Below are 25,159 nucleotides of genomic sequence, written 5' to 3'. Positions count from 1 at the left end.
CCTCCTAGTACACTGTTTCTTTGAAGATAAAGCCAGTATCGAGTGGTCGAATAGCGGGCTGGACATCTTCAATTTTAGCCAGTAAATCATCTTTTATATCGTCATATGCTTCTTCAGATTCGTCAAAATATGTGTCAATTGCTTGACGATACGCTTCCGTTACTGTGACAACATATTCTGGTGATTGTAAAACACCCTCGATTTTTAATGAATCGATCCCCGCTTCAAATAACTCGCCAAGCTCATCAATAATACACATATCATTTGGACTGAAAATATGCGTACCATTGGTATCTTCATAAATTGGATATTTATTGTTACGTTCATCATCGTGTAGGAACATGTTACGGTTTTCCTGACGATTTTCAATTGTCATTATTTTTTCTTGGTATAGGAAATAATGACCTAGTAATGGACGTTTTGATTGGAACATACAAGTCATACCATGCACTTGTACTTCAACTTCTACTTCCGCGTTTTCTTTAATTTCTATTACTTCATCTAGTGAAAGCTCACGTGCAAGAACAGCTCTTGTGGCACCTCGTTTACCCCAATAATTTGCAGTAAACCAGTTTGTTGCTGTTGTTTCAGGATTCCAATGTAATGGAATTGTAACTCCTTGCTCACGACGTACTATAATAACAGCAGGGTCGCCGTAAATTAAACGATCTACACCAATACTTTGCATTTCTTTTAAGTATTCACCTAATGCATCTAGTTTTTCGTTATGAAATAGCGCATTCACTGCAACATAAACCTTTTTACCAGCTGCATGAATTAGCTTCGTTGCTTCTTCTACTTCGCTTACAGAAAATTCCCCAGCAAGACGAAGACCAAATTGTTGTTCTCCAATGACAAAAGCATCTGCTCCAGCTGTTAAAAGTGCTTTTACATGGTCCACTGATTGTGGTGTGACAAGCAATTCAGGTTTTTTCATAGTCGTCACCTCTTCAAACATAATAATAAGCCATCACCGACTGGTAAAAATGCACTCGTATATTCAGGATGTTGCATAATCCAATCGGTAAAATTTTTTAAATTTCGAATCATTGTCCGCTTGCGACGTGGCACGTCCTTTAAGTCCAAATCCGACAAGCCATGCATATACATATTGTCGATATATAAGACGCCTCCTGATTTTACAAGAGGGGCATATTTTTCGAAAAATCGTTGATATTGACCTTTCGCTGCATCAATAAAAATCGCATCAAAAGTTGTATGGATTGCCTCATCGTCTACCTCTAAGGCATCTCCCTCAATGACCGTAATACGATTTGAAACAGTTGAACGTGCAATATAAGCTCTTGCTTTAGCTACACGCTCTTCATCGCGTTCAATCGTCACAATATGCGCATTCGGCAAAGCGTCAGCCATACGCATTGCTGAGTAGCCAATTGCCGTGCCAATTTCTAATATTTTTGACGGATTTTGAATACGAAGTAACTGATTTAACGCATCTATACCTGCTAGTTGCATAATCGGTACATGATTTTCTTCCGCATATGCTTCCATTTCTAAAAGCAACTCATTACGTGGTTGAATAAATGATTGTATATATGCATCCGATAATTCCATTGTAAAATTCACCCTCAATTTAAAAGGAAACGAGCACACTCCCGTTGTCCAAACTTCATCATCACTTTGCTACAAAAAGAAAAAGACCAAACGTGATGTCTTGGTACTTTGCCATACAAAAATGAGCAATTGTTGTCTATATGCCACGAAACAATTGCCACCACGTATTAATTGATTAAAAATCACAATTTATAATAGCACGAAAATAGAAGGAAAGCTATTTTTCTTTCCTTCTATTCTTTTTAGCGCACTATGTTCGTTTCTATTTTTTAGAAACTACTCTGCTTGACGTAAATATTTTTCTACTTTTTGCAAATGCTCATCATATGTTTTTGAGAAGTGGTTGACCCCTTCTTTATCTGCAAGGAAGTAGAAATAATCAGTTTTGCTCGGATTTAATGCTGCTTCAATCGAAGTTTTTCCAGCACCAGCAATTGGACCTGGCGGTAATCCTTTATTTTTGTAAGTATTATAAGCATTTTCTACTTCTAAATCTTCATATAAAACGCGGTCTTTATGTGAGCCAAGTGCATATAAAACAGTTGGGTCTGTTTGGAGTGGCATGCCTTCATCAATACGATTATAGAATACACTTGCAATCGTCTCACGATCTGTTTGTGCCGTTGCTTCTTCCTCTAATAATGAGGCAAACGTTAATAGTTGATGGACTGACATTTGTTTTTCTACTAGTACTTCATTGTAATTTTTCACAACATTATTCATAGCACCTATCATTTCTTCAACAATTGCTTCTAACGAAGGTTTCTCTTCAAAGTATGAATATGTTGCAGGGAATAAATAGCCTTCTAAATCATAGCGAATATTGTCTGCCAGTACCGCATCTGTAACCAGCTCTGGATAGTTGGCCATCATTTTTTGGACAAATGCTTCGCTTGTCACTAAATCCATAAATTCTTTTTGTGTATAAGGAGTTTTCTTTTCAACGATTTTTCCAATCTGATCTAATGTTAAGCCTTCTGGAATTGTCATTGTAAAGATAGGCTCGCGATACACCTTCCCTGTTTTTAAGCTCTCAATCAGCTCGTCCAATGTCATTGATTGTGTTAAATCATAATTCCCTGCTTGGAATTGGGATTCATTTTTAAATTTTGCATAGTATTTAAAAACTTTTGCATCTTTAATTATGCCCTTTTTCTCCAATAAAGCCGAAATCGAGCTTAAACTTGAGCCAATTGGAACTTCGACAGCTATTGTTTTTGTTGCATCGGGATCAACTGGTTTTAAAGCACTTTTTACGTAGTTGTACCCCATTAAACCGACAACTGCAAATACTAATACAAATGCAATGGCTATAATAGCGACTATTTTTCTCACAATTTTTACCTCAGTCTTTTTTTCCTTCATTTTTGAAAACATTTCTTGTTTTTTAGAACCGTTATCCACGGGTTTCCCCCCTATCACTATTCAATATCATACTAGAAATCAACTTTTACGACAAACAGAAATGGACAATTCAGGTGAAATTGCGCATATAAAAAAAATCTGCTAATACATTCTTTAGCAGATTTGATACTTTATAAATAAATCGTCACTGATAAATTAACTATTCTTTTCCAACATTAAAAGTTCAGAATTGTTTGGGTGACTGGCACTTTTATAAGTCATTTAATACATCTTCTACAAATGCCCATTCTTCATCTGTTTCAATTGGTAGTAAATCCTCGATTGTTCCATCTGCTCCAGGTATATACTGGGCGGCGAAAATATCTCGCTCCTCCATTGGCTCATCTGAGACAGCTACATAAAGTACGTACGATTTACCGAATTGTTCTGAGGCAAATGTATGAATTACCTCGCACACTTGATCCGTTCCATCCTCATTTGTTACTGTAATAAGCTGTGGCTCTTCTTGGAATTCATCCAGAAGCGTTAACACGACTTCATTAATCATTTCCCATTCTGCATCTGTTTCCACAGGTTGTAAATTAGTCATTTCTCCACTGTTATCATCATAATCGAATGTCATTGCTGAAATATCACCAGGTATTTCCTGCCCATTTTCATCGATTAGGGAAAACAGTACATATGATTTTTCCTCTGCATCAAATGTAAAAACAACACGGCATGTTTGCTCTTTGCCATTGTCACCTATTATTATGAATTCTTGTGTTTCTTCGTTCATTGTTATTCCTCCTTACTATAATCACGTATAGTCTAAGTTTCTATATGCTAAATCATTACTACCGCTTCATCGTGCCACAAACTTGATGACGTAAAAAAAGAACAAGGACCGCTTGTGCCATCCTTGTTCCATACACTCTAAAAAGAAAACAATTATTCTTCGTCTTCGTCCTCTAAAGCGTTTAAAACGTCTTCTACCATGTCCCATTCTGCTTCTGTTTCAATCGGTGTTAATTCGCCATCTTCACCGTTTTCAGATGGTACAAATGATGAAACGAAGATTTCTACAGAGCCATCTTCATCCTCTTCAGCGCCTACCATTGAGTAAAATACATATGATTTGCCGAATTCAGGAGACTCGTGTACGTGAATCACTTCGCAAAGCTGCTCGTTTCCATTTTCATCAATCACTGTAATGTGTTGTACGTGTAATTCTTCTTCATGGTTATGCTCGTGTGCCATGTTTGCCACCTCATTAATTAGTTTTTGCTATCTAAATAGCCTTGTAAAATCATCACAGCAGCCATTTTATCAATGACTTGCTTGCGTTTTTTGCGACTTACGTCCGCTTCGATTAACATGCGCTCGGCAGCCATCGTCGTTAAACGTTCATCCCAAAGTTTAACCGGCAGTGAAAATGTTTCTTCTAATAACTTTTTATAGTTTTCAGAAGCTTCACCACGTGGTCCTACCGTATTATTCATGTTTTTCGGGAATCCTACAACAAATTCAGTGATAGTATATTCCTTCACTAGCTCAGCAATACGGCCGATGCCGAATTCGCCATTTGCTTCATCAATTTTTACGGTTTCAATACCTTGAGCCGTCCAGCCAAGTGCATCGCTAATCGCAACACCTACTGTTTTCGACCCAACGTCTAATCCCATAATTCTCATTTCTAGCCCTCGTTATTCTTTTTAATATAAAATTTAACAAGCTCTTCTAGAATTTCATCACGCTCTAGCTTGCGAATTAAATTACGAGCATCCTGATGGCGAGGAATATACGCCGGATCACCAGAAAGTAAGTAACCGACAATCTGATTGATAGGATTATATCCCTTTTCCTCTAATGAAGAATGTACTTTCAACATTACCTGCTTGACTTCCTGTTCCATTGATTCTTCTGGAAAATTAAATTTCATCGTTTGATCAAATGAACTCATGACCAGCACCTCGCTTTCAGAAATAAGGAGATGTGCAAAGAAGCTCATCTCCGATTTCTCTTATTATAACCGATTTGATGTATTAATTAAATGGATTTAACGTAATCATACACAGAAAGTAGCGCTTCATCAAGTTTTGAAGCCTCTTTTGCACCTGCCATCGCCATATCAGGACGACCGCCACCTTTACCGCCACAAGCTTCGGCAACCATTTTCACAATATTTCCTGCATGGTAATTGCCACCAACTAAATCTTTCGTTACACCTGCACATAACATAACTTTATCGCCATCAACAGCACCTAATACGACAACAGCTTTTGTCATCTTACCTTTTAAGTCATCCATCATTTGACGAAGTTGGTTATTATCTTTTGCTTCAACTTTAGTTGAAAGAACTGTTACATCCCCAAAAGTTTGTGCTGCATCTACGATAGCACCTGCTTGAGCGTTCGCAATTTTTTGTGACAATCCTTCATTTTCACGCTGTAATTCTTTATAGTCTACTTGCAATGCATGGACTTTTGTCACAAGATCTTTCGGATTCGCTTTTAATAGTTCTGCTGCATCATTTAACAGCGCCTCTTCTTCTTTGACTGCTTCATATGCCACTTTACCAGTGACAGCCTCGATACGACGAGTGCCAGCGCCAATACCACCTTCTGAAACAATTTTAAAGAAGCCTATTTCAGAAGAACGTTTTACGTGAATACCACCACAAAGTTCAATTGAATAATCACCAATCGATACGACGCGAACGATATCACCGTATTTTTCACCGAATAATGCCATTGCGCCCATTGCTCTCGCTTCATCGATTGCTTTTTCCTCAATCACGACTTCAATATCTTCCCACACTTTTTCATTAACGATACGTTCAATTTGTTGTAATTCTTCTTTTGTTACTTGACCGAAGTGAGAGAAGTCAAAACGTAATCGATCTGGACCAACGTATGAGCCTGCTTGGTTTACATGGTCACCTAAAATATCTTTTAACGCACGTTGCATAATATGTGTCGCTGTATGGTTTTTAATGATTAGATTACGTTCATCACGGTTCACTACTGCTGTTACCGCATCTTCAACATGCATTTCGCCTGATTCTACTAGAACAGTGTGTAACGGTTGTCCATTTGGTGCTTTTTGAACATCCTTAACAATTGCTGTAAAGCCATCATTGGCAATTACACCGCTGTCTGCAATTTGTCCACCCATTTCAGCATAGAATGGTGTTTTTGCTAATACGACTAACGCTTCTTGACCTTCTGAAGCCACTTTCGCTACTTGACCATTGACAATCATCGCAGCAATTTCAGTTTCCACTGATAATGTGTCATAGCCTACGAATTCACTTGCTACTGTTAAGTTTGCTAGCACTTCATTTTGTACTTGCATTGAATCGACATCTTGACGAGCAGCACGCGCACGCTCACGTTGCTCGTTCATAGCAACTTCAAAACCTTCGTGATCTACCTTCATGCCAACTTCTTCCGCATATTCTTCTGTTAACTCAATTGGGAAGCCATATGTGTCATAAAGACGGAATGCATCAGCGCCAGGAATATAATCATGCCCTGCTGCTTTTTGTGCCTCTACAACCTCGTTAAAGATGGCAAGACCACCATCTAATGTTTCATGGAAGCGAATTTCCTCGTTTTTAATAACACGTTGGATAAATTCGCATTTCTCCGTAACTTCTGGGTAGAAATCAACCATAATTTCGCCGACTGTCGGTACTAATTCAAACATAAATGGTTTTTCAATACCAATTTGCTTAGCGTAACGCACTGCACGACGTAGTAAACGACGCAATACGTAACCACGACCCTCATTCGAAGGAAGTGCGCCGTCACCGATAGCAAATGCTACCGTACGAATATGGTCTGCAATTACTTTAAATGGCGTATTAATATCTTCTTCTGAACCGAAGATTTCGCTTAACGCAACTTCGCCTGGACGTTTGTATTTACGATTTGCAAATTGTTCAATTTTTTCAATGATTGGCATGAATAAATCTGTATCAAAGTTTGTTGGCACATTTTGTACAACCGAAACGATACGTTCTAGGCCCATCCCTGTATCAATATTTTGCTTTGGTAATGGTGTATAAGTGCCGTCTGGATTGTGGTTAAATTGAGAGAACACTAAATTCCAAATTTCTAAATAACGCTCGTTTTCACCGCCAGGATACATTTCTGGATCATTTTGATCTGAACCATATTCTTCTCCACGGTCATAGAAAATTTCTGAGTTTGGACCAGATGGACCTTCACCAATATCCCAGAAGTTCCCTTCTAAGCGAATTAAACGTTCCTCAGGAATACCAATTTCGTTATGCCAAACATCATAAGCTTCTTGGTCTTCTGGATGAATTGTAATGGATAAAAGTTCAGGGTCAAAGCCCATCCATTTTTTATCTGTCAAAAATTCCCACGCATAGTGAATAGCTTCTTTTTTGAAGTAATCTCCAATAGAGAAGTTCCCTAGCATTTCAAAGAATGTATGGTGACGTGCTGTTTTCCCTACATTTTCAATATCGTTTGTACGAATCGATTTTTGTGCATTTGTAATACGTGGGTTATCGGGAATGATACGACCGTCAAAATATGGTTTTAATGTTGCAACACCTGAGTTGATCCAAAGTAATGAAGGGTCATTAATTGGCACAAGTGGTGCTGACGGTTCATGGTGATGTCCTTTTTCTTTAAAGAATTCTAAATACAAACGGCGAATTTCTGCTGCTTTCATACGAAAAGTTCCTCCTCTAATTGTGTAAAATTTACGATATGAATCCGCTTATACACATAAAAAAGCCCTCATCCCAAAAAGGGACGAGGACTTTGTGAATTGTCTCGCGGTACCACCCTAGTTGTAAGCATCAACATGCTTACCTCTTTAGCACTTGTAACGTAAGTGAACGGCAGGGATTAGCTGCACTCTGGAGTAGCTTTCGGCACTTGTTGACGCGAGGATTTTTTCAGCCTAGAAATCCCTTTCTACACACGCACAAATACGTACTTGTTCCATCATCGTTTTTTCTATTTTCTAACGCACATTATAAAAAAATTATGTTCTTCTGTCAATCATTGCATTTCTATTCTATACAAAAATATCGAATTCTTCAAACATACGTCGTTTTTGTATGTTAACTTTTTAGGAAATTTTCAACTCTTTTCATAAATGACTCACGATTATAAGTTTGATAAAGCAAGCCAGATAAGCGAACTGGATCTCCAAAGAAGTACCGCTCATAAAGTGTTTGCCTTGTGCCAAATGTACTCATCGTTAAATCCCACGCTAGACGGAATTTTTTTACCCGATCTTCTCCACCATCTCTAAATGACTGTAAATAATGTTCTAAGTCGCCATCATCTGCGGCAAATGCTTTTTCACTTGGAATAGACATTAAGCCGCTTGCTCCAAGTAATTGGATAATTTCTGTAAAGGTTGGATAAACCTTTGGGAAAATTTGAATGGCTACTTGCAACGTTGGTAAATCTGGTCTTATAAAACCAAAGTCATCCTTTTTTGCTTCTATTTCTGACTTAAGTAATAAAGCCTTCATCGTTTCTAGCGTTACAATAATGTCGACTACTTTTTGTTGCACGTGCTGATAGCCACCGATATTAATCGTATCAACAATAGATTGTACAACGCCTAAAATAAATTCCGTTTTAGCAATTTGTCGAGACAATACTTGATGCAAAGAATATGCTTGGAAACCACTTACATTCATAAAGCGATTTGCAACTTCTGTATTTTCATAATAAAAGACACGATCCCAAGGGACTACTACATCATCAAAAACAACAATTGCATCCATTTCCTCAAATCGAGCGCTTAATGGATAATCGAACGTCGATTCACCGCCAACAAAAGACTGCCTACATAAAAATTTTAAGCCTTTAGTATCACTTGGTATAGAGAAACCAAAGCCTTTTTCCTCATCAATGCCATTTGTTGAAAGAACAAGAAGTTCATCCGTAATGCCACCCTGCGTTGCTAGCAATCTCGCCCCTTTAATTACTAATCCTTCATTCGTTTTCCCGACAATTTTAGCAGCAATGATCACCTCATCATCTTCATACTGATAACTATGACGATTTACTTGAGGCTCAATAAACGTATGTGTCATCGTTAAATCATTTTCACGTGCGTATTCATAAAATTTTAGCAGATGATCTGGAAAACAATTCGGCTTATCTTTTAAGTATTCGGCTGCTGATGCCAGTGCCATTAAAGTAGTGTTCATATAATCTGGACTTCTTCCCATAAATCCATGATTACATAAAGCCCACTCCCGAGCAGCTTGACGTCTTTTTACCAAATCTTCTGCCTTTGTCACTTGAAGATAAGACATCCCTACCCGTTGGTTCGTTGTTGGTGACATATAAGTCATACTGTCGTGTAAATTTTCATCATGCTGCAAATCAAAAAGTTTAGCCTGACTTTGCATAACACCTTTAAAAGCTGGATGTTCAGAAACATTCCCTTTCACGACTTCCCCATCTATTGATATATACGTTTGCAATTCGTCAATGCGTTTAATATATTGCTGGCCTGTAATTGCTGGCATACATTCACCCCTAAAATGGACCTATGTTTTTACTACTCATGTATTATATGACCTATTAGGCTGAATCGTTCCATCGCTCCTTTGCTCACTTCAAATAGGAAGCCAAGAAAAAAAGTGTTAGATTGACTATAATCAATCTAACACTTTTTGGTTATACCGTTGTTAATGCTACGAGAAATGCATTCCGCCAGTACACCGTAAACTTCCACCATCTCTAACGCACGGTTTCTTTGGTTTTACGTTGCTTGCGTTGCCATTGGAGTCACTGCCTACGCTACCATTAACTAGTATACTATTTTAAATGTCACCAGTATCTCCTTTAACCTTTTCCCTCTTACAAAAATTAAAATTTAATCCCAGCTTCTTTTTAGAAAATATTATTGTGCATACGGTGAAACCATTTTTTTGAACTGCGTGAAGGACGTTTGTTGATCACTATATAAACGTTTAATTTGGTAAACATCATCATATGGATTGTTGTAGCCAGGCTTCGTTGAAAAGGCCATCGCAAATCCAGCTTCCTTTACAGCGTAAATTGTATTGGTAGTATATTGACCAAATGGATAAGCAAATGCTTTTGCTTCTGGAATAATCGTTAAACTGCGCTTTAAATCTTGTACAACTTCATGATAAGGAATTAGCAACATTTTCCCTTTATTCCCGATCATATCATGTAAATTGTACGTATGAGACTCATATGTAAAGACATCTTGCATGAGCTCCATATCTTTTCTTGATAGTGCTTGTAAATCATTGTAATTAAATAGTTGCTCTGCTGGAGAATATTCATTACGATACGTAATTAAAAATTGTGTTGCTTGAAAACCGTATTTTTTTAAAATCGGATAAGCATATTCTCTTGTAGATAATAAACCATCATCAAATGTTAGAACAATTGAATATGCGGGTAATGTAATTTCATTACGCATAAAACGTAATAAATCGTCTGCACTAACCGTTTCAAATTTTTTATCTTTCAAATATTTCATTTCATTAGCAAATTGTGTATCTGTCATTGTAGTACTTACATTTTTAAAGCGTCCAAGCTCATGCTCCTTTAATAAATGGTGGTACATCATAACTGGAACACCACGATCTAAAGCAACCTTAGAACTGTGAATATAGCCTTCGCGTCCACCAATTGTCGTCACATACCAATTGGCTTCTTTTCGTAAAATAGGATAACGTCGATTCATATCGAGCTTTGCAAATGGCACTAGTTTGTTTGCTGATCGATCATAAATTTCGCTATTTCCTGATATCGGAATGAAATATTGATTTTTTACGGCATTGTCTTTACCAATATTTTTATAAGTAGGCGTGTTCACAAACTTTACTTTCGTTTTTTCAGCATAAACAAATGTTTTGCCCCAACGAACTTGAACATAAGTTTCATCACCAACACCTGCCACTTCCAATTGCTGACCTTTGTTAAGTGTTGCAATAGACATCGGTTGTTCTCTACGAAGATCATAAAGTACTGTATTTTCTAATGCTTCAATATAGCCATTTTGCTTACTTGGCGGAGTGGGTGTTGGCGTTGGCTTTTCAGTCGGCTTTGTTGAAGGATTCGTTGTCTCTTGCCCTTTTTCTTCATTCACGAAATTACTATGTACATAACCAAGTCGTCCGTTCACAGCAATTCCGTACCAACTGCCCATTCTACTATAAATGGGAAAACGAACACCTTCTGACAATGTTGCAAATTGAACCAATTTATTGCCTGTATTATCATAAATAGGGGTTACCTTCGTTGCTACAATATAATCTTTTATCTTCGCAACTGAAGGAACGGTATTTTTATATGTTGTGGATGGTACAACGGTTGTATACCGTTTATCGACATAGCCGTAACTACCACCCCAACGAATTTGCCACCAATTTGCCCCATAATCTTTTGTCACTTCAAAAGTTTGTCCTCCTGATAACGTTCCTACTTGTTCAAGTGCTCCTGAACGATTATCAAAGACAGTTGCTTCCTCATTCACTTGAATAACAATATTACTGGCATGTACCTTTTGTGCAAATGGTAATAACAGCATGAATAGAAGCAATAACACGATGCGTTTCACTTTCTTCACCTCATAAAACTTATTTCGATTTTTAGTTATCCATAAAATCATATGGAGAAATGCCATCCATTCCAATCATTGGATGTATATATGGTAATGTCTCTACTGTTAGCTGTAGAACAGTCACAGGCTCGTCTTGTCGTTCTTCTCCAATTGTCTCCTCTGACATCTCCTTCACTTCATTGACCTCATCTGGAGATGCATCCATTGGATTAAGTCGTGCTCGCAAAGACGTGAACCGTTGTAAATCATCTGTACGCTGTAAGCCATTAGCTAGCACATCAGGCTCACCGCATAAAATTAAGAAATTTTTCGCCCGCGTAATTCCAGTATATAACAAATTACGACGTAGCATTTTAGAATAGCCACGAACAACAGGCATAATCACCGTTTGAAATTCAGAGCCCTGCGATTTATGAATCGAACAACAATACGCTAGGGTTAATTGATTAAGATCGCTCCGTTGGTACGTTACCTCAATACCATCAAATGACACGACAAGCAAATCCTGCTTTTCAATCGTTTCTTTAGCTTTAATAATACTAATGACTTCCCCCATATCGCCGTTAAAGACATTGCTTTCTGGCTGGTTGACAAGCTGTAGCACCTTGTCCTTAATTCGATACGTTACATCACCAAAAATAAGCTCTTTTCTTGTACCTGTATCATTCGGATTAACAAGGTCTTGAATCATTTTATTTAAATTATCAATGCCTGCTGGCCCTTTATACATCGGTGCTAAAACTTGTATATTACGTATTTCTTGCCCTTTCGCTACAGCACTTTTTACAACTTGCGTTACGACATTTGCTACTTGATCGGGTGAAGCTTTAATAAATGAACGATCAGACGTTTTCATCGTCAAATCATTTGGTATTGTCCCCCGCTTAATTTGATGGGCAAGCTCTATAATTGTCGAACCTTCCGCCTGTCGATAAACATCCGTCAGTTCAACTGTTGGAATTTGTTGTGAGGCAAGTAAATCTTTGAGTACTTGTCCAGGGCCTACTGGTGGTAACTGATCCTGGTCACCTACAAAAACAACTTGAACATCTTCATGTAGTGATTTTAATAACTGATGGGCAAGCCATGTATCAACCATTGACATTTCATCGACAATAATAAGTTTCCCTGTAACCTCTCGCTCGGTTTCTTCTTCCTTCTCCTGTCCTGTAAAACCTAGCAAGCGGTGGATTGTCATAGCAGGTAGCTCTGTGGACTCTGCTAAACGTTTAGCAGCTCTTCCTGTTGGTGCACATAAAATAATAGGAAACGGTTCTTCTTTTTGCGCATACTCCTTAGGATTTAATGAAAGACCGTGAAGCTTTGCATAGACTTCCACAATGCCTCTAACAACAGTCGTTTTTCCTGTACCAGGACCACCCGTCAAAATCATCACAGCTGAATTAAGAGCCTGTTCTATCGCAAAAGCTTGTGTTTCTGCATACGTAACATTTAAAAATGCTTCCGTATCCCCAATCGCCTTGCGAATTTCATCTTTACTAAAATGCTTAGCCTGACTATTTCGTTCAGTTAACGCAATAATTTTTGACGCAATGCCTATTTCCGAAAAATATAAGGAAGGCAAATAAAGTCTTGTTTCTTCTCCATATATTTTATTTTCCTCACGCATCTCAATACAAGCTTTAGAAATTGCTTCATACGGAATTTCTTGACGTTGGCTTTGCTCAAGCATATCTTTCACTTGCGGTAAGACATGCTCAGCATCTAAATATACATGGCCATCCGATAAAGCAGCTGTATTTAGAGTATGTAAAATCGCAGCCTTAATACGGTCAGGGTGATTACCAGTAATCCCTAATTTTGCACCAAGCTCATCTGCACGGAAAAAACCAACTCCGTCCACATCTTCAATGAGACGATAAGGATTTTCAGTCAAAAAATCAATCGTTTCTGTACGGTATGTTTGATAAATTTTCATTCCGAGCTGTGGACCAAATCCCCATTCATTCAATTGAATCATAACACGCTCTAATCCAAGATTTTGCTCAATCGTGCGATGAATGACTTCTTTTTTTTCAGCCGATAATCGAGGTACAACATCAAGCACATTTGGATCTTCTAATATACGACGGATTGTATTGGCACCAAGCTTTTCAACAATTGTTTCAGCAGTTTTCTTCCCTATCCCAACAAATAAATCACTTGATAAGTAATGAACAATTCCTTGCTCAGTTGCGGGCACTTCTTTTGTAAACGTCTCAACTTGAAATTGTACACCATATTTTGGATGTTGTCTCATAATTCCTGTAAAACGATATTGTTCGTCCATTTGCAGTTGCGGGAAATAACCAACAACAATAATTTCCTTATCATCATATTGCAAATTTGTTTCTTGAATTTTCACACGTACAATAGAATACATATTTTGAGGATTATGAAAAATAGACACAATAGGACGGCCGAGAATAAATAGCTTATTCAACTCAAATAAATCTAGATTTTCTGTCATTTTCGATTCGTCCCCTTCTCGTTTATTTCAATCTTATTATTTTACCACAGCACGTTAAGAAATATCGTTTTCACAAGAAAAACGTAAAAATTTTTAACATTATTTTGACAAATGAAGATTTACAGCTAATTTATTTCTAACCATGCTATGATAGATACTATGAACTTGTTGTTGGAAGGATTGTGAAGCTATTGGAATTTAGACCTTGCATCGATTTACACGATGGCAAAGTAAAACAAATTGTTGGAAGTACATTAGGACATATAGATCAAGAAGTTATCGAAAATTTCATTTCAGATTTTGACTCTAGCTATTATGCTAACATGTTTGCAAAAGATCAATTAGTTGGTGGTCATGTCATCATGCTTGGCAATGGCAATGAACAAGCCGCAATCGCAGCATTAGCAGCATTTCCAGGAGGCCTACAAGTCGGGGGCGGTATTACTTCAGAAAACGCAAAAAAATACATAGATGCAGGTGCCTCTCATGTTATCGTGACATCCTATATCTTTCATGATGGAAAACTCGACATTAATCGTTTAGAGCAACTAGTTAATACCATTGGGAAAAAGCATCTCGTAATTGACCTTAGCTGTAGAATGCGCGATAACAAATGGTTTGTTGTAACTGATAAATGGACGAAGTTTAGTGACTTCGAAGTGAATGCAAAGACCATTGCCTATATCGAAGGATTTTGTGATGAATTACTGATTCACGCTGTCGATGTTGAAGGAAAAAAAGGTGGTATGCAAGAAAACCTTGTACGAGATTTGGCTGCTTGGACATCCATTCCAACAACCTATGCTGGCGGAGTTCGTTCTTTAGAGGACTTAAAAAAATTTAAAGCAATTTCTAATAATAAGCTTCATGTCACAATTGGTAGCTCCCTTTCTATTTTCGGTGGAGATTTACCATATACTAAGGTTGTAAATTATTGTAAAAAAGGCGGGGTACTGTGAAATTAATTTATAAAGACTTTGTTTTTCCATTTGAAAAGACAAATTTAGAACGCATTATTGATAGAAAATATTTCAAGGTGAATACGTTGGATGATTCTTTATCATTACAAATTCAACTTGATAACGAACAAATGTTACTTGAGTTTTCTAAATCATTAAAAGCAACTTGTGGTTTCCTTCTCGATCAAGAAACCGAGCCATATATCGGTACTTATATTGACTTACAGCTTTTCGTTGATGAGTTCAATAAACGTTACAATTTAGACGCTAAAATACTTGTTTAAAATAATATAAACGTAGATAAAAAATACTTCGAGAGAAACACTTTTCGAGGTATTTTTTCTTTTTCAAAGCAGAAAACATTTCTTGTTAAAGGAGTTCCGACATGCTTTTTGCTAGAGCACAAATTTTTATTTATCCTTTCTTTTTGTTAAGCTTGAAAGTAGGCATACTAATATTATTCTCTATCATGACTAGAACGATTTTTTCGGAAGAAAGGATTTATTATAATATGAAAAACGAACTCGAAGCTATCACTTATAAAACACTTCAAACAGAGCTTACCCGCTTTTTCCTTGCATACAAATTTGCATTAAATGAAGTTGAAACGAAAATCAATATTTTACAAGAAGAATTTAAGCTCATTCATGAATATAATCCAATTGAACATGTCTCGACTCGCGTGAAATCACCAAAAAGCATTTTATTAAAGATGCAGAAAAAAGAGCTACCGCCTGCTATTGAAAGTATTCGCGATAATATTCGTGATATCGCAGGCCTCCGCATTACGTGCTCTTTTGTTGAAGATATATACAAAGTAAGTGCGATGCTTCAAGCACAAAATGATATTGAGGTCGTCGATGTAAAAGACTATATTGCGTATCCAAAAGAAAATGGCTACCAAAGCCTACATCTTATTATTAAAATTCCAATCTTTATGTCCGATCGAATGGAAAAAGTTTATACGGAAATTCAAATTCGTACGATTGCAATGGATTTTTGGGCAAGTCTCGAACATAAAATTTATTATAAGTATAATAAAGAAGTGCCTGCCCATATTCGCATGGAATTAAAAGAGGCGGCATTACAAGCTGCAGAATTAGATCGTAAAATGGAGCGGCTCAATAAAGAAATCAATATTTTAAAGGGAAATGAGGCAGAATCCTCACTTTTAGATACCACACCTGTTGCGCATTTAGCACAATACTTGTCACAGCTCACATTTGACAGGAAAGACAGTAAATAATTGATCGAATAGCAAAATTAAATGTAATAAAATTTCAAGATGCCACCAGTTGATGAACGAAGGCGATGACTCATGCGGAAACGCACGCATAGAAAGATGCAACAACTCTTGCGTTAGCGAGGGTTGTTGCTGACAGTGTGCCCGCGGAAGTCAACGGTATAGCAAAAAAGTGTTAGATTGATGGCAGTCAATCTAACACTTTTTCTCTTTGGTTCAAGCTACTTTAGTTAAACCGTTGTGCAATCATATCGTAAATATAGCGCGCTTGGTCATATTCTGGTTGGAGTGTAAATGCCTGCTTCAAATGATACATAGCATCTTCTGTTTGTTCTGTAGATACTGCATATAGAACCCCTAAATTATAATGCGCATCTGCATTATTCCAATCCAGCTCGATTAAATAATCCAATTCCTTCTTACCTTCTTCGAACATTTCTAAAGCACATAGCACGATCGCATATGCAAGGCGAATTTGCGTATCTTCAGGTGCAATCTCCGCTGCACGTTGTAAATACGGCAATGCAAGCTTTGGATTTTCCATTCTTTCAAAACATTTGCCCATCATATAATAAACATCTGCACCTGCTATTTTATGCTGTACCGCTAGCTCATAAAGTTTTAGCGCTTCAGGATAGCGTTCCGCATTATAATATAAATTAGCTAAGCCATAATATGCTGTAGCTGCTGTTTCGTCAACAGTGATTGCCTTTTGAAAAAAGCGTTCTGCTCGTTCTGTATCTTCTAGTACGGCTAATAAATTCCCAAAGTTTACATAGCCAATTGCATTGTCAGGTTCTGCTTCTATAGCTTTCGTAAATAGTTGTGCAGCATCCTCATAACGCTTTTCTTGGAACGCTTGTATGCCCTGCTCGTTCAAATCCAAATTATTTCACCTCTATGTAGCGAAAAGACTGCAAATCCTATCGCTTATTCGTTTACACTAAGTGACTCCATCTACTTAATGCATCTTCTTATCTCCTAAGAACATTAACAGAGCTCAGTATATTTGCAGCCTTTCCACAAGTTATCCAACATATGTTAGTTTTTCATTACTTTTAAACACTTCATCAATTGTACCGCCACCTAAGCACACTTCGCCGTCATATAAAACAACAGCCTGTCCTGGTGTAATGGCGCGTACTGGTTCAGCAAACACAATATGTGCACGGCCATCTTCTAAAATTTCTACCTCAACAGGCGTGTCTGTTTGTCGGTAGCGGAATTTCGCAGTGCAAGAAAATTTCCCGGGCAATTTTTTTGTCGAAGTATAGCCCATTTTCACAGCTGTAAGGGAAGTTGAGTATAAAGCTTCGTGGTCGAACCCTTGGCCAACAAGTAGCACATTACGTGCTAAATCTTTACCAAGTACAAACCAAGGCTCACCGTCTCCGCCTATACCAAGACCATGACGTTGACCTAATGTGTAGTACATTAAACCATCATGTTGTCCCATCACTACGCCGTCCATCGTTTCCATATTTCCTGGTTGAGCAGGTAAATATTGACTTAAAAACTCTTTAAAATTTCGTTCCCCAATAAAGCAAATGCCAGTAGAATCTTTTTTCTTTGCTGTTGCAAGACCTGCTTCTTCTGCAATTTTGCGCACTTCTTTTTTCTCAATATCTCCTATTGGGAACATTACATGTGCTAGTTGCTCTTGCGATAATTGGTTAAGGAAATATGTTTGATCCTTATTATCATCAACACCACGAAGCATCCGTACTTCGCCATCACCATTACGATCAATTCGTGCATAATGTCCTGTTGCCAAGTAGTCTGCCCCAAGATTCATAGCGTGTTCTAGGAATGCTTTAAATTTTATTTCTTTATTGCACATTACATCGGGGTTAGGTGTGCGTCCCGCTTTATATTCTTCTAAAAAGTATGTGAAAACTTTATCCCAATATTGCTTTTCAAAATTCACAGCATAATAGGGAATGCCAATTTGATTACATACTTTAATTACATCTTCATAATCTTCTGTTGCTGTACAAACGCCATTTTCGTCTGTATCATCCCAGTTTTTCATAAAAATACCAATTACTTCATACCCTTGTTGCTTTAGCATATATGCAGCAACTGAAGAGTCTACCCCACCTGACATGCCGACGACGACACGAATTTCCGATGGGTCACGTGTTTCGATCATTGTGGTCACCTTTTCTTTTATTCAATTCATATAAACCGAACTATAAGGCTGTGCAAATATACATAGCATTTTAATTAATTCGGTTTAAATTGATAGTAATTAACAAATTATTTTGCCAGCTTTTTCACAATCGCTGCTGTTTTTTCTGCCGCTTGGCGGACAGCTTCTTCTGTTAGACCTTGGCCAAAGCTAAAGCGAATAGAGTTTCGTAACTCCTCTGCCCCTTTGCCGTACATAGCAACTAACACATGTGAAGGATCAATCGTACCAGCTGTGCATGCAGAACCGCTCGATGCACAAATACCAGCCATATCTAGATTCACTAAAAATGACTCTACCTCCATATTGGCAAAGCTGACATTTAAGACGTGCGGCAGGACATTTTGAGTATCGCCATTGACATGAAATACTAGCTTTTCATGTGTAAAAACTTCAAGCATAATTTGTTTAAAGCGATTGTACAGTGTTCGCTTACTTTCGCGCAACTGACTTGCATTTTCTGCGGCTGTGGCAAAGCCAATAACAGCAGGAATATTTTCGGTACCAGCACGACGTTTTTTCTCCTGCGAACCACCTAACGCATAGCTTGTAAGTGGTGTCCCAGTTTTCTGATAAAGGAAGCCAATCCCTTTTGGTCCATTAATCTTATGCGCAGATACACTTAATAAATCAACTTGCAAAGCTGCTACATCAATTTTCTCTAAGCCATACGCCTGAACAGCATCTGTATGAAACGTCGCTTTATGCTCCCGCAACAACTCACCTATTTCAGCAATTGGCTGAATTGAACCAACTTCGTTATTACCATACATAATTGTTACTAGGATAGTATCATCACGTAACGCCTTTTGTACCGCTTCAACAGTTATGCGTCCATGCGCATCAACTGGTAAATACGTCACTTCAAAGCCATCTCGTTCCAGCTTCTCACAAGTATGTAACACCGCATGATGTTCGATTTGAGTTGTAATAACGTGCTTACCTTCAGCAGCTCGGGCAGTAACCGTTCCAATGATTGCCAGATTATCAGCTTCTGTACCACCACTAGTTAAAATAATTTCCCCTGGCTTTGCACCTATAGATTGTGCAAGTACATCACGTGCATTATCTAAATGTTTGCGCGCCTCTCGTCCTACTCCGTGAATACTTGATGCATTTCCAAATACATCTCGCATCGCTAAAGTCATGGCGTCTATTACCTTGTCGTTCATCGGGGATGTCGCCGCATGATCAAGATAGATATATGAATTCATGTTGAAAACTCCTTTATACAAAAACACTAAAGCACAGTTCACCTAAATGGCTTTAGCACTGCATGTTACACGGTAAATTTATGTAGTGTGCATGCCAGCGTCTCTAAACCTTTGGAGGTGCTTTAGCCTAAAAATATTAAATATAGAACATATAGCCGTCTGTTACATTTTCTTCTGTATACTGCGCTAAATCTTCAATTGTCGTTGTATCTAATACATTTTTCACAGCATCACGAATTCGTAGCCATAGCTCACGTTGCGGTGCTTCCTCATTTTCGATACCTTCAACAGGCTGAATCGGTCCTTCTAATACACTAATTACATTTGCTGCTGAGATCTCACTTGGTGGATTTGCAAGCATGTAACCACCATAAGCTCCGCGCACACTTTTTACCAAGCCTGAATTGCGCAATGGCGATACAAGTTGCTCTAAGTACGCTTCAGAAAGCTCCTTTTCAGCAGCAATTTTGCGTAATGGAATTGGCCCTTCACCATAATGCTTTGCCAATTCAATCATAATCGTGAGACCGTAACGGCCCTTTGTAGAAATTTTCATTTTATCACCCTCAATTAGTCTAGTCAAAATACTACCAACAGTATATCATAATCTCCTCTTGAAGAACTCGGAAATACTCTTGGAAGGTTATGATATACTATCTTTTAGAACAAACGTACGAAAGGGGATATTCTTTTGCATAACGAACCACTTGCATATCGGATGCGCCCATTAACGCTCGACGAAATCATAGGTCAACAAGATTTTGTCGGTCCTGATACTGCTCTATACAAAATGATTCAAAACGGACATGTTCCTTCCATGTTATTGTACGGTGAGCCTGGCATCGGTAAAACATCTATTGCAAATGCCATTGCTGGAAGCTCTAAACTACCCTTTTTCGCACTAAATGCGACACGGGCGGGCAAAAAAGACGTAGAAGATATTGTCCAAGAAGCGCGAATTTCTGGAAAAGTTATACTGTTTCTAGATGAGATACATCGTTTCAATAAATTACAACAGGATACATTATTACCACATGTAGAAAATGGCTCTATCGTTTTAATAGGTGCCACAACAGAAAATCCATATCATGATGTCAATCCCGCTATTCGTTCACGTTGCGGAGAAATTCATCAGTTAAAAAAATTAACTACTGCAAATTTAGTAGAACTTATTCAAAAGGCACTTACTGACGACAAACGCGGATTAGGAAAATATCATTTTGCATTGACAGATTCTCAAATTGAACAAATTGCTACAGCAGCTAATGGTGATGCACGTAAGGCACTAACATTGCTCGAATCGATTTACTATGCAAGTGATGAAGTGAATGGACAAACAATAGCTTCTGACCATATTTTAGAGCATCTTATTGGCAGAATTGGTGTGTACGGGGATAAAAATGGCTCACACTTTTATAACTTGCTGTCCGCTTTACAAAAATCGGTACGTGGAAGTGATACGAATGCGGCATTGTATTATTTAGCACATTTACTTGAAACGGGTGATTTAGTTGCAGTTAGTCGTCGTTTACTCGTCATGGCCTATGAGGATATTGGTCTTGCTAACCCCCAAGTAGGTGCTCATATGCTTGCAGCTGTTCAAGCGGCAGAACGTCTAGGATTACCTGAAGCAAGGATTCCACTAGCAAGTGCTGTAATCGAAATGTGCCTTGCTTCAAAATCAAATTCGGCCATTTCTGCGATTGATGCTGCGATTGCAAGCATCCATGAAGGTAAAACGGGAGATATTCCACACCATTTACGCGATGCTCATTATGAAGGTGCCAAAGATTTAGGGCATATTGGTTATCAATATCCGCATAACAGTCCAATTGGTACTTTTGGTGGCTGGGTAGATCAACAATATTTACCAGACGAGCTTGTTGGTACAGAATTTTATAAACCTGTTATTGCAGGTGAAGAAAAACGAATGGCAAGTATTTACGACAAGCTTAAATCCTTCCATAAGAAATAAAGTGCCAGGCACACACACAATTTACCTATTAATAAAAATCTAAGTAGACTGCGGCGAGAACGCGCAGTCCGTAAGGCGCAACCTATCGTGCAACAGCAGGGTTGCGTCTTACTTTATGCCTGTGAAAACGTCGTGGAGTGACAGGCACAGAAACAATTGCTGCTATCCCCCCATTACAAAAAGAAAACCATTGTCGATATACTGCTCGACAATGGTAATAATTCATTTAATTATTTGATTCCTTCTCAACAAACCATTTAAATTGCTGTAAACATTGCTTGACGTCACCTTTTTGGGCAAGTACTTCTTCTCTCAAAGCAGCTACTTTATCATCATCTTTTATTACCTCACCATATAGGGCAATAATTGCAGCTAATAACTCCTCATTCTCTTCCTGTTCAATACTTGGTAAAGAACGGGCGGCGATTGTTAATAATCGTCCTACTTTTTCAGGCGTTTTTTGTAGCTCATTTGAAGAATAATAAGTAGATGCAGCTAAAAAATAACATAGCTTCGCGCTACAATCTATAAACAGATGCCAATATGTATTGGCTTTCGGTAGTTCACCTGCTTTAGCAACTAAATATTCCTTATAAAATGTTGTAGCTTGTGTATATAAAGGCGTTAAAGCTCTCATGGCTTTTGTGTAATTATTAGACGTATCTAAATAATCAAATACAGTACTATTCATTTTTTCTTGAAGTTTTACAATATCTAAATGTTCACGAATTACTTGTATTTCCATTTTCCCACTCTCCCATGTTCTCATTTGTTTTATCAAACGCCATTTCCACTTCCCCTAAGTAGATTTGAACATTCCAAACAAGCTGACCTATTAACTATATATATTGGAATTATTCAAATTATAGCAATAAACCAAAAGAAGAAGTGAGCACATGAAAAAAATAAGGCAATTCCGTGAATTATTAGCATTTTGTGTACGTAAGATTAATTATTTTGGTAAAATTAAACTCTTTGTATATAGTAATCGAACAAAAATTGTTCCTTTTCTCGATCGATTATTTCGATGATGCGACCGTCTGCATATTTTTTAATTCTTTGTTTTGGACTATAAAAATATGCATTATTTGTAATGAGCCATTGGCTTAACGTTAGCTCTGTCGCTGGTTGCTGTTCAGTTAAAATTCGTTTATGCCGAAGTATATCCGCCATTTTGTAAAAACCATCAGATAATTCATAAGCAGATACATCAAAATTAAAAACAGGTGTCACTACCTGTCCTACATCAAAAATATGTATCGTCTTTCTCTCCTCATCAATCGCTAATTCCACTGTGCTAATTTCATCGAATAGATTCAATCCTCTATATTCCATTTGATAAATTTGCTCCATTATTAATGAATGCCCCCTCTTTTATAACAGCCCTATTGTATCATAGAAAAAGTGAAGGTCTGTCTCGTAAGTAACATAAGGGAGCATTTTTAGTCATTTCTCCTACTGATTTTCTTGTCATAAAAGAAAAGAATCTACATGTCGTCTCTCAAAAAAGTAAGCTAGCTCTTACCTACAGCTATTATGCGCAGGTATAAACTCACAACTTTCCCAAGGAAAACTTTGTAGATTCCTCTTTTCATTAACATTTAAGTGCTTTGAAATTCAATATACTAAATACAAAATAAATCCTCAGCCTTGTACGCGAGTAATTTTCACATCTTCTACAATTTTATTGACTACCCAGCTTGCTGCTATTAAACCTGCAACAGAAGGGACAAATGCGTTAGAAGATGGCGGCATTTTCGCCTTGCGGATAGCGGCATCAGGTTTTCCAACATGCTCGACGACATCTGGACGTACGACAATCGGGCTTTCATCAGAGAAAACTACTGTTACCCCTTTATGAATACCATCTTTTCGTAATTTTGTACGAATAACTTTCGCTAATGGATCTGTGTGCGTTTTTGAAATATCCGCGATTTTGAAGCGTGTTGGGTCCATTTTATTGGCAGCACCCATACTTGAAATAATGGGGATGTTACGTTTTAAACATTCTTTCATTATGTGAATTTTATAAATCACAGTATCGCTCGCGTCTATAACATAGTCGATGCCTTGTGCAAAAAATTCCTCATATGTTTCTTCCGTGTAAAACATATGCATATCAATTACTTCACATTCAGGATTAATATCAGCAATACGCTCTTTCATAACGCCAGATTTGGATTTTCCTACAGTTGAAAGATACGCTACTAATTGACGGTTAACATTCGTAATATCTACATTATCTTTATCAACTAAAATAATGCGACCGATACCACTACGAGCACATGCTTCTGCAGCAAATGAACCGACGCCACCGACACCTAGAATGGCTACTGTTGTATTTTTTAATTTTTCGAGTCCCTCTGTACCTATCGCGAGCTCGTTACGAGAAAATTGATGTAACATCCTTACACTCTCCATCTATCTAATTTTTATTAGTAAACCTAGTTATATACTAAGATAAAATCAAACCTATATTACATTCTATCATGATATTGTTCAAGTGGAAATTCTCAAAAAGAACAAGGCCTATTGATGTACTAAAAAATTTCGCATAGATAACTTTTATTTACTTATTCGTCATTATCCCATAGCTTTAAAGCTTGCTTGAAACGATTCAACAAATGATATATCTAGTTGGATGTTCGCTTGTTTAAAGGCTCCAACAACCGCCCCACCAATAGGCTCTAAAACAGGTAATATAAACTGCATTGGCAACTGATCTGCTAACGCTAATTGTTCAAGGTGTGAAACAATAGTTGGATTATTTGAAAACACACTACCCGCTAATACTACAGAAACATCTTCTCGCCCCCATAGCATGCTTCCATAACATGTTTTTATCGCTTTATAGTATTTGTCACATGCTTCTTTTAAAATGGCTTGAGCTATACTATCCCCTTTATCCGCAACTTGAAATACATATTTGCCTAGTGGTGCGATCACTGTTCTAGGATGCTGTTCCCCATAAATATGGGCGATTAATTGCGGCACACAATCAACCGCGAAATGTTGTAGCACGACATCTGTTAACGCTGTTGGCTGTGCCCGCTGATCATAGCTCTGAAAAATAGCCTTTAGCGCCTGAATTCCTAAATCATAGCCACTTCCCTCATCATCAAATAAGTACCCCCAGCCACCGACACGATTGACCGAATGTTGATAATTAAATCCCATCGTTATCGCACCCGTACCTGCAATTTGGACAATCCCTTCTTGTCCCATCGTGCCAGCATATAGCGCGATTAATGCGTCATTTTCGATAACAATGTGCGTCTTCTTATCAACATATTGACGAATAATACGTTCTACTATATCTTCAGCTTGCCGTTCCTTCACCCCAGCCATTCCTGCAAAGCAACTATGTATTGCCGTAAAGCTTTGTGGCGTTTGCTCCTGCAATTTCTGTAACAATCCATGAATCGTTGCTTCAAAATCATGTGCTTCCATTGCAGTAGGGTTACTACGTGATGTCATCACCTTACCATAAATAGTGCCATATTCGTCACAAATAACTGCACATGTTTTTGTACCTCCACCATCTATCGCTAGCACATACATCCTATTTGCCCCTT

The 25,159-nt window shown here is 37.8% G+C and carries 23 protein-coding genes and 1 other annotated feature; of the genes, 4 read left to right on the top strand and 19 right to left on the bottom strand.

Annotated features, from left to right (window positions below):
* Positions 1-4: 4 nt before the first annotated feature.
* The 11 genes from JNUCC52_RS21010 to recD2 form a co-directional block, all read right to left on the bottom strand.
* Entirely contained in the window at positions 5-937 is a 933-nt protein-coding gene (locus JNUCC52_RS21010; RefSeq protein ID WP_337980736.1) for a peptidase U32 family protein, read from the bottom strand.
* 5 nt (positions 938-942) lie between these two features.
* On the bottom strand, positions 943-1,575 hold the full coding sequence (locus JNUCC52_RS21005; RefSeq protein WP_173477658.1) for an O-methyltransferase: 633 nt from the start codon (positions 1,573-1,575) through the stop codon (positions 943-945).
* Positions 1,576-1,851: 276 nt separating this feature from the next.
* Positions 1,852-2,979 (bottom strand): endolytic transglycosylase MltG, encoded by a 1,128-nt coding sequence (gene mltG, locus JNUCC52_RS21000; RefSeq protein WP_172772146.1) that lies wholly within the window; start codon positions 2,977-2,979, stop codon positions 1,852-1,854.
* A 211-nt stretch (positions 2,980-3,190) separates the two neighbouring features.
* On the bottom strand, positions 3,191-3,718 hold the full coding sequence (locus JNUCC52_RS20995; RefSeq protein ID WP_172772147.1) for a DUF1292 domain-containing protein: 528 nt from the start codon (positions 3,716-3,718) through the stop codon (positions 3,191-3,193).
* A 152-nt stretch (positions 3,719-3,870) separates the two neighbouring features.
* A complete protein-coding gene (locus JNUCC52_RS20990; RefSeq protein WP_024363115.1) occupies positions 3,871-4,179 on the bottom strand; it encodes a DUF1292 domain-containing protein in 309 nt (102 codons plus the stop codon).
* Between the two features lie 17 nt (positions 4,180-4,196).
* Positions 4,197-4,613, bottom strand: a complete 417-nt coding sequence (gene ruvX, locus JNUCC52_RS20985; RefSeq protein WP_172772148.1) for a Holliday junction resolvase RuvX — start codon at positions 4,611-4,613, stop codon at positions 4,197-4,199.
* Between the two features lie 2 nt (positions 4,614-4,615).
* Positions 4,616-4,882: an IreB family regulatory phosphoprotein gene (locus JNUCC52_RS20980; RefSeq protein ID WP_024363117.1), complete on the bottom strand. Its 267-nt coding sequence runs from the start codon at positions 4,880-4,882 to the stop codon at positions 4,616-4,618.
* Between the two features lie 86 nt (positions 4,883-4,968).
* Entirely contained in the window at positions 4,969-7,629 is a 2,661-nt protein-coding gene (gene alaS / locus JNUCC52_RS20975) for an alanine--tRNA ligase (protein ID WP_337980735.1), read from the bottom strand.
* 76 nt (positions 7,630-7,705) lie between these two features.
* Positions 7,706-7,920 (bottom strand) — a binding site (T-box leader).
* Positions 7,921-8,026: 106 nt separating this feature from the next.
* Positions 8,027-9,457 carry a 4-hydroxyphenylacetate 3-monooxygenase, oxygenase component gene (gene hpaB / locus JNUCC52_RS20970; RefSeq protein ID WP_337980734.1) on the bottom strand — a complete coding sequence of 477 codons (1,431 nt, stop codon included), beginning with the start codon at positions 9,455-9,457 and terminating at the stop codon, positions 8,027-8,029.
* Positions 9,458-9,834: 377 nt separating this feature from the next.
* Entirely contained in the window at positions 9,835-11,529 is a 1,695-nt protein-coding gene (locus tag JNUCC52_RS20965; protein ID WP_337980733.1) for a polysaccharide deacetylase family protein, read from the bottom strand.
* A gap of 31 nt (positions 11,530-11,560) precedes the next feature.
* Entirely contained in the window at positions 11,561-14,002 is a 2,442-nt protein-coding gene (gene recD2, locus JNUCC52_RS20960) for an SF1B family DNA helicase RecD2 (RefSeq protein ID WP_172772152.1), read from the bottom strand.
* Between the two features lie 191 nt (positions 14,003-14,193).
* Between recD2 and hisA the strand changes: the two genes are divergently transcribed.
* From hisA to JNUCC52_RS20945, 3 genes are all read left to right on the top strand, one after another.
* The gene (gene hisA / locus JNUCC52_RS20955) at positions 14,194-14,961 is read left to right on the top strand and encodes a phosphoribosylformimino-5-aminoimidazole carboxamide ribotide isomerase (RefSeq protein ID WP_337980732.1); all 768 of its coding nucleotides are present in this window, start codon (positions 14,194-14,196) and stop codon (positions 14,959-14,961) included.
* Positions 14,958-15,245 (top strand): hypothetical protein, encoded by a 288-nt coding sequence (locus tag JNUCC52_RS20950; protein WP_172772154.1) that lies wholly within the window; start codon positions 14,958-14,960, stop codon positions 15,243-15,245. The genes hisA and JNUCC52_RS20950 overlap by 4 nt, the downstream gene beginning before the upstream one ends.
* Positions 15,246-15,472: 227 nt before the next feature.
* Positions 15,473-16,207, top strand: coding sequence for a GTP pyrophosphokinase (locus JNUCC52_RS20945; protein WP_337980731.1), 735 nt, complete (start codon positions 15,473-15,475; stop codon positions 16,205-16,207).
* Between the two features lie 223 nt (positions 16,208-16,430).
* Here the strand turns inward: JNUCC52_RS20945 and JNUCC52_RS20940 are convergent, their stop codons facing one another.
* From JNUCC52_RS20940 to cymR, 4 genes are all read right to left on the bottom strand, one after another.
* Entirely contained in the window at positions 16,431-17,090 is a 660-nt protein-coding gene (locus JNUCC52_RS20940) for a tetratricopeptide repeat protein (RefSeq protein WP_172772156.1), read from the bottom strand.
* A 141-nt stretch (positions 17,091-17,231) separates the two neighbouring features.
* On the bottom strand, positions 17,232-18,356 hold the full coding sequence (gene mnmA / locus JNUCC52_RS20935; protein WP_337980730.1) for a tRNA 2-thiouridine(34) synthase MnmA: 1,125 nt from the start codon (positions 18,354-18,356) through the stop codon (positions 17,232-17,234).
* 107 nt (positions 18,357-18,463) lie between these two features.
* The gene (locus tag JNUCC52_RS20930) at positions 18,464-19,609 is read right to left on the bottom strand and encodes a cysteine desulfurase family protein (RefSeq protein WP_337980729.1); all 1,146 of its coding nucleotides are present in this window, start codon (positions 19,607-19,609) and stop codon (positions 18,464-18,466) included.
* Between the two features lie 136 nt (positions 19,610-19,745).
* A complete protein-coding gene (cymR, locus tag JNUCC52_RS20925; RefSeq protein WP_172772159.1) occupies positions 19,746-20,165 on the bottom strand; it encodes a cysteine metabolism transcriptional regulator CymR in 420 nt (139 codons plus the stop codon).
* A 135-nt stretch (positions 20,166-20,300) separates the two neighbouring features.
* Here cymR and JNUCC52_RS20920 point away from each other — a divergent pair, with 135 nt between their 5' ends.
* Entirely contained in the window at positions 20,301-21,584 is a 1,284-nt protein-coding gene (locus JNUCC52_RS20920) for a replication-associated recombination protein A (protein WP_337980728.1), read from the top strand.
* A gap of 226 nt (positions 21,585-21,810) precedes the next feature.
* On the opposite strand, the gene JNUCC52_RS20915 is transcribed toward JNUCC52_RS20920, so the two are convergent.
* The 4 genes from JNUCC52_RS20915 to JNUCC52_RS20900 all read right to left on the bottom strand — a co-directional run bounded on the left by JNUCC52_RS20915 (position 21,811) and on the right by JNUCC52_RS20900 (position 25,145).
* A complete protein-coding gene (locus JNUCC52_RS20915; RefSeq protein ID WP_172772161.1) occupies positions 21,811-22,329 on the bottom strand; it encodes a hypothetical protein in 519 nt (172 codons plus the stop codon).
* A 221-nt stretch (positions 22,330-22,550) separates the two neighbouring features.
* Complete coding sequence (locus JNUCC52_RS20910; protein WP_337980727.1) at positions 22,551-22,937, bottom strand: hypothetical protein; 387 nt, start codon at positions 22,935-22,937, stop codon at positions 22,551-22,553.
* Between the two features lie 291 nt (positions 22,938-23,228).
* The gene (locus JNUCC52_RS20905) at positions 23,229-23,990 is read right to left on the bottom strand and encodes a tRNA threonylcarbamoyladenosine dehydratase (RefSeq protein WP_172772163.1); all 762 of its coding nucleotides are present in this window, start codon (positions 23,988-23,990) and stop codon (positions 23,229-23,231) included.
* Positions 23,991-24,167: 177 nt separating this feature from the next.
* Positions 24,168-25,145 (bottom strand): N-acetylglucosamine kinase, encoded by a 978-nt coding sequence (locus JNUCC52_RS20900; RefSeq protein ID WP_337980726.1) that lies wholly within the window; start codon positions 25,143-25,145, stop codon positions 24,168-24,170.
* Positions 25,146-25,159: the final 14 nt, after the last annotated feature.

It is taken from the genome of Lysinibacillus sp. JNUCC-52, from assembly GCF_015999545.1.
Lineage (GTDB): Bacteria > Bacillota > Bacilli > Bacillales_A > Planococcaceae > Lysinibacillus.
This window is presented reverse-complemented; position numbering and strand designations above follow the sequence as displayed.

Coding starts and splice junctions, on each gene's coding strand:
- JNUCC52_RS20990 (WP_024363115.1), bottom strand. CDS start 4,179: ATGGCACACGAGCATAACCATGAAGAAGAATTACACGTACAACACATT.
- recD2 (WP_172772152.1), bottom strand. CDS start 14,002: ATGACAGAAAATCTAGATTTATTTGAGTTGAATAAGCTATTTATTCTC.
- JNUCC52_RS20945 (WP_337980731.1), top strand. CDS start 15,473: ATGAAAAACGAACTCGAAGCTATCACTTATAAAACACTTCAAACAGAG.
- JNUCC52_RS21005 (WP_173477658.1), bottom strand. CDS start 1,575: ATGGAATTATCGGATGCATATATACAATCATTTATTCAACCACGTAAT.
- JNUCC52_RS20900 (WP_337980726.1), bottom strand. CDS start 25,145: ATGTATGTGCTAGCGATAGATGGTGGAGGTACAAAAACATGTGCAGTT.
- JNUCC52_RS20930 (WP_337980729.1), bottom strand. CDS start 19,609: ATGAATTCATATATCTATCTTGATCATGCGGCGACATCCCCGATGAAC.
- JNUCC52_RS20995 (WP_172772147.1), bottom strand. CDS start 3,718: ATGAACGAAGAAACACAAGAATTCATAATAATAGGTGACAATGGCAAA.
- cymR (WP_172772159.1), bottom strand. CDS start 20,165: ATGAAAATTTCTACAAAGGGCCGTTACGGTCTCACGATTATGATTGAA.
- JNUCC52_RS20915 (WP_172772161.1), bottom strand. CDS start 22,329: ATGGAAATACAAGTAATTCGTGAACATTTAGATATTGTAAAACTTCAA.
- JNUCC52_RS21010 (WP_337980736.1), bottom strand. CDS start 937: ATGAAAAAACCTGAATTGCTTGTCACACCACAATCAGTGGACCATGTA.
- mnmA (WP_337980730.1), bottom strand. CDS start 18,356: ATGATCGAAACACGTGACCCATCGGAAATTCGTGTCGTCGTCGGCATG.
- ruvX (WP_172772148.1), bottom strand. CDS start 4,613: ATGAGAATTATGGGATTAGACGTTGGGTCGAAAACAGTAGGTGTTGCG.
- JNUCC52_RS20905 (WP_172772163.1), bottom strand. CDS start 23,990: ATGTTACATCAATTTTCTCGTAACGAGCTCGCGATAGGTACAGAGGGA.
- alaS (WP_337980735.1), bottom strand. CDS start 7,629: ATGAAAGCAGCAGAAATTCGCCGTTTGTATTTAGAATTCTTTAAAGAA.
- JNUCC52_RS20910 (WP_337980727.1), bottom strand. CDS start 22,937: ATGGAGCAAATTTATCAAATGGAATATAGAGGATTGAATCTATTCGAT.
- hpaB (WP_337980734.1), bottom strand. CDS start 9,457: ATGCCAGCAATTACAGGCCAGCAATATATTAAACGCATTGACGAATTG.
- JNUCC52_RS20980 (WP_024363117.1), bottom strand. CDS start 4,882: ATGAGTTCATTTGATCAAACGATGAAATTTAATTTTCCAGAAGAATCA.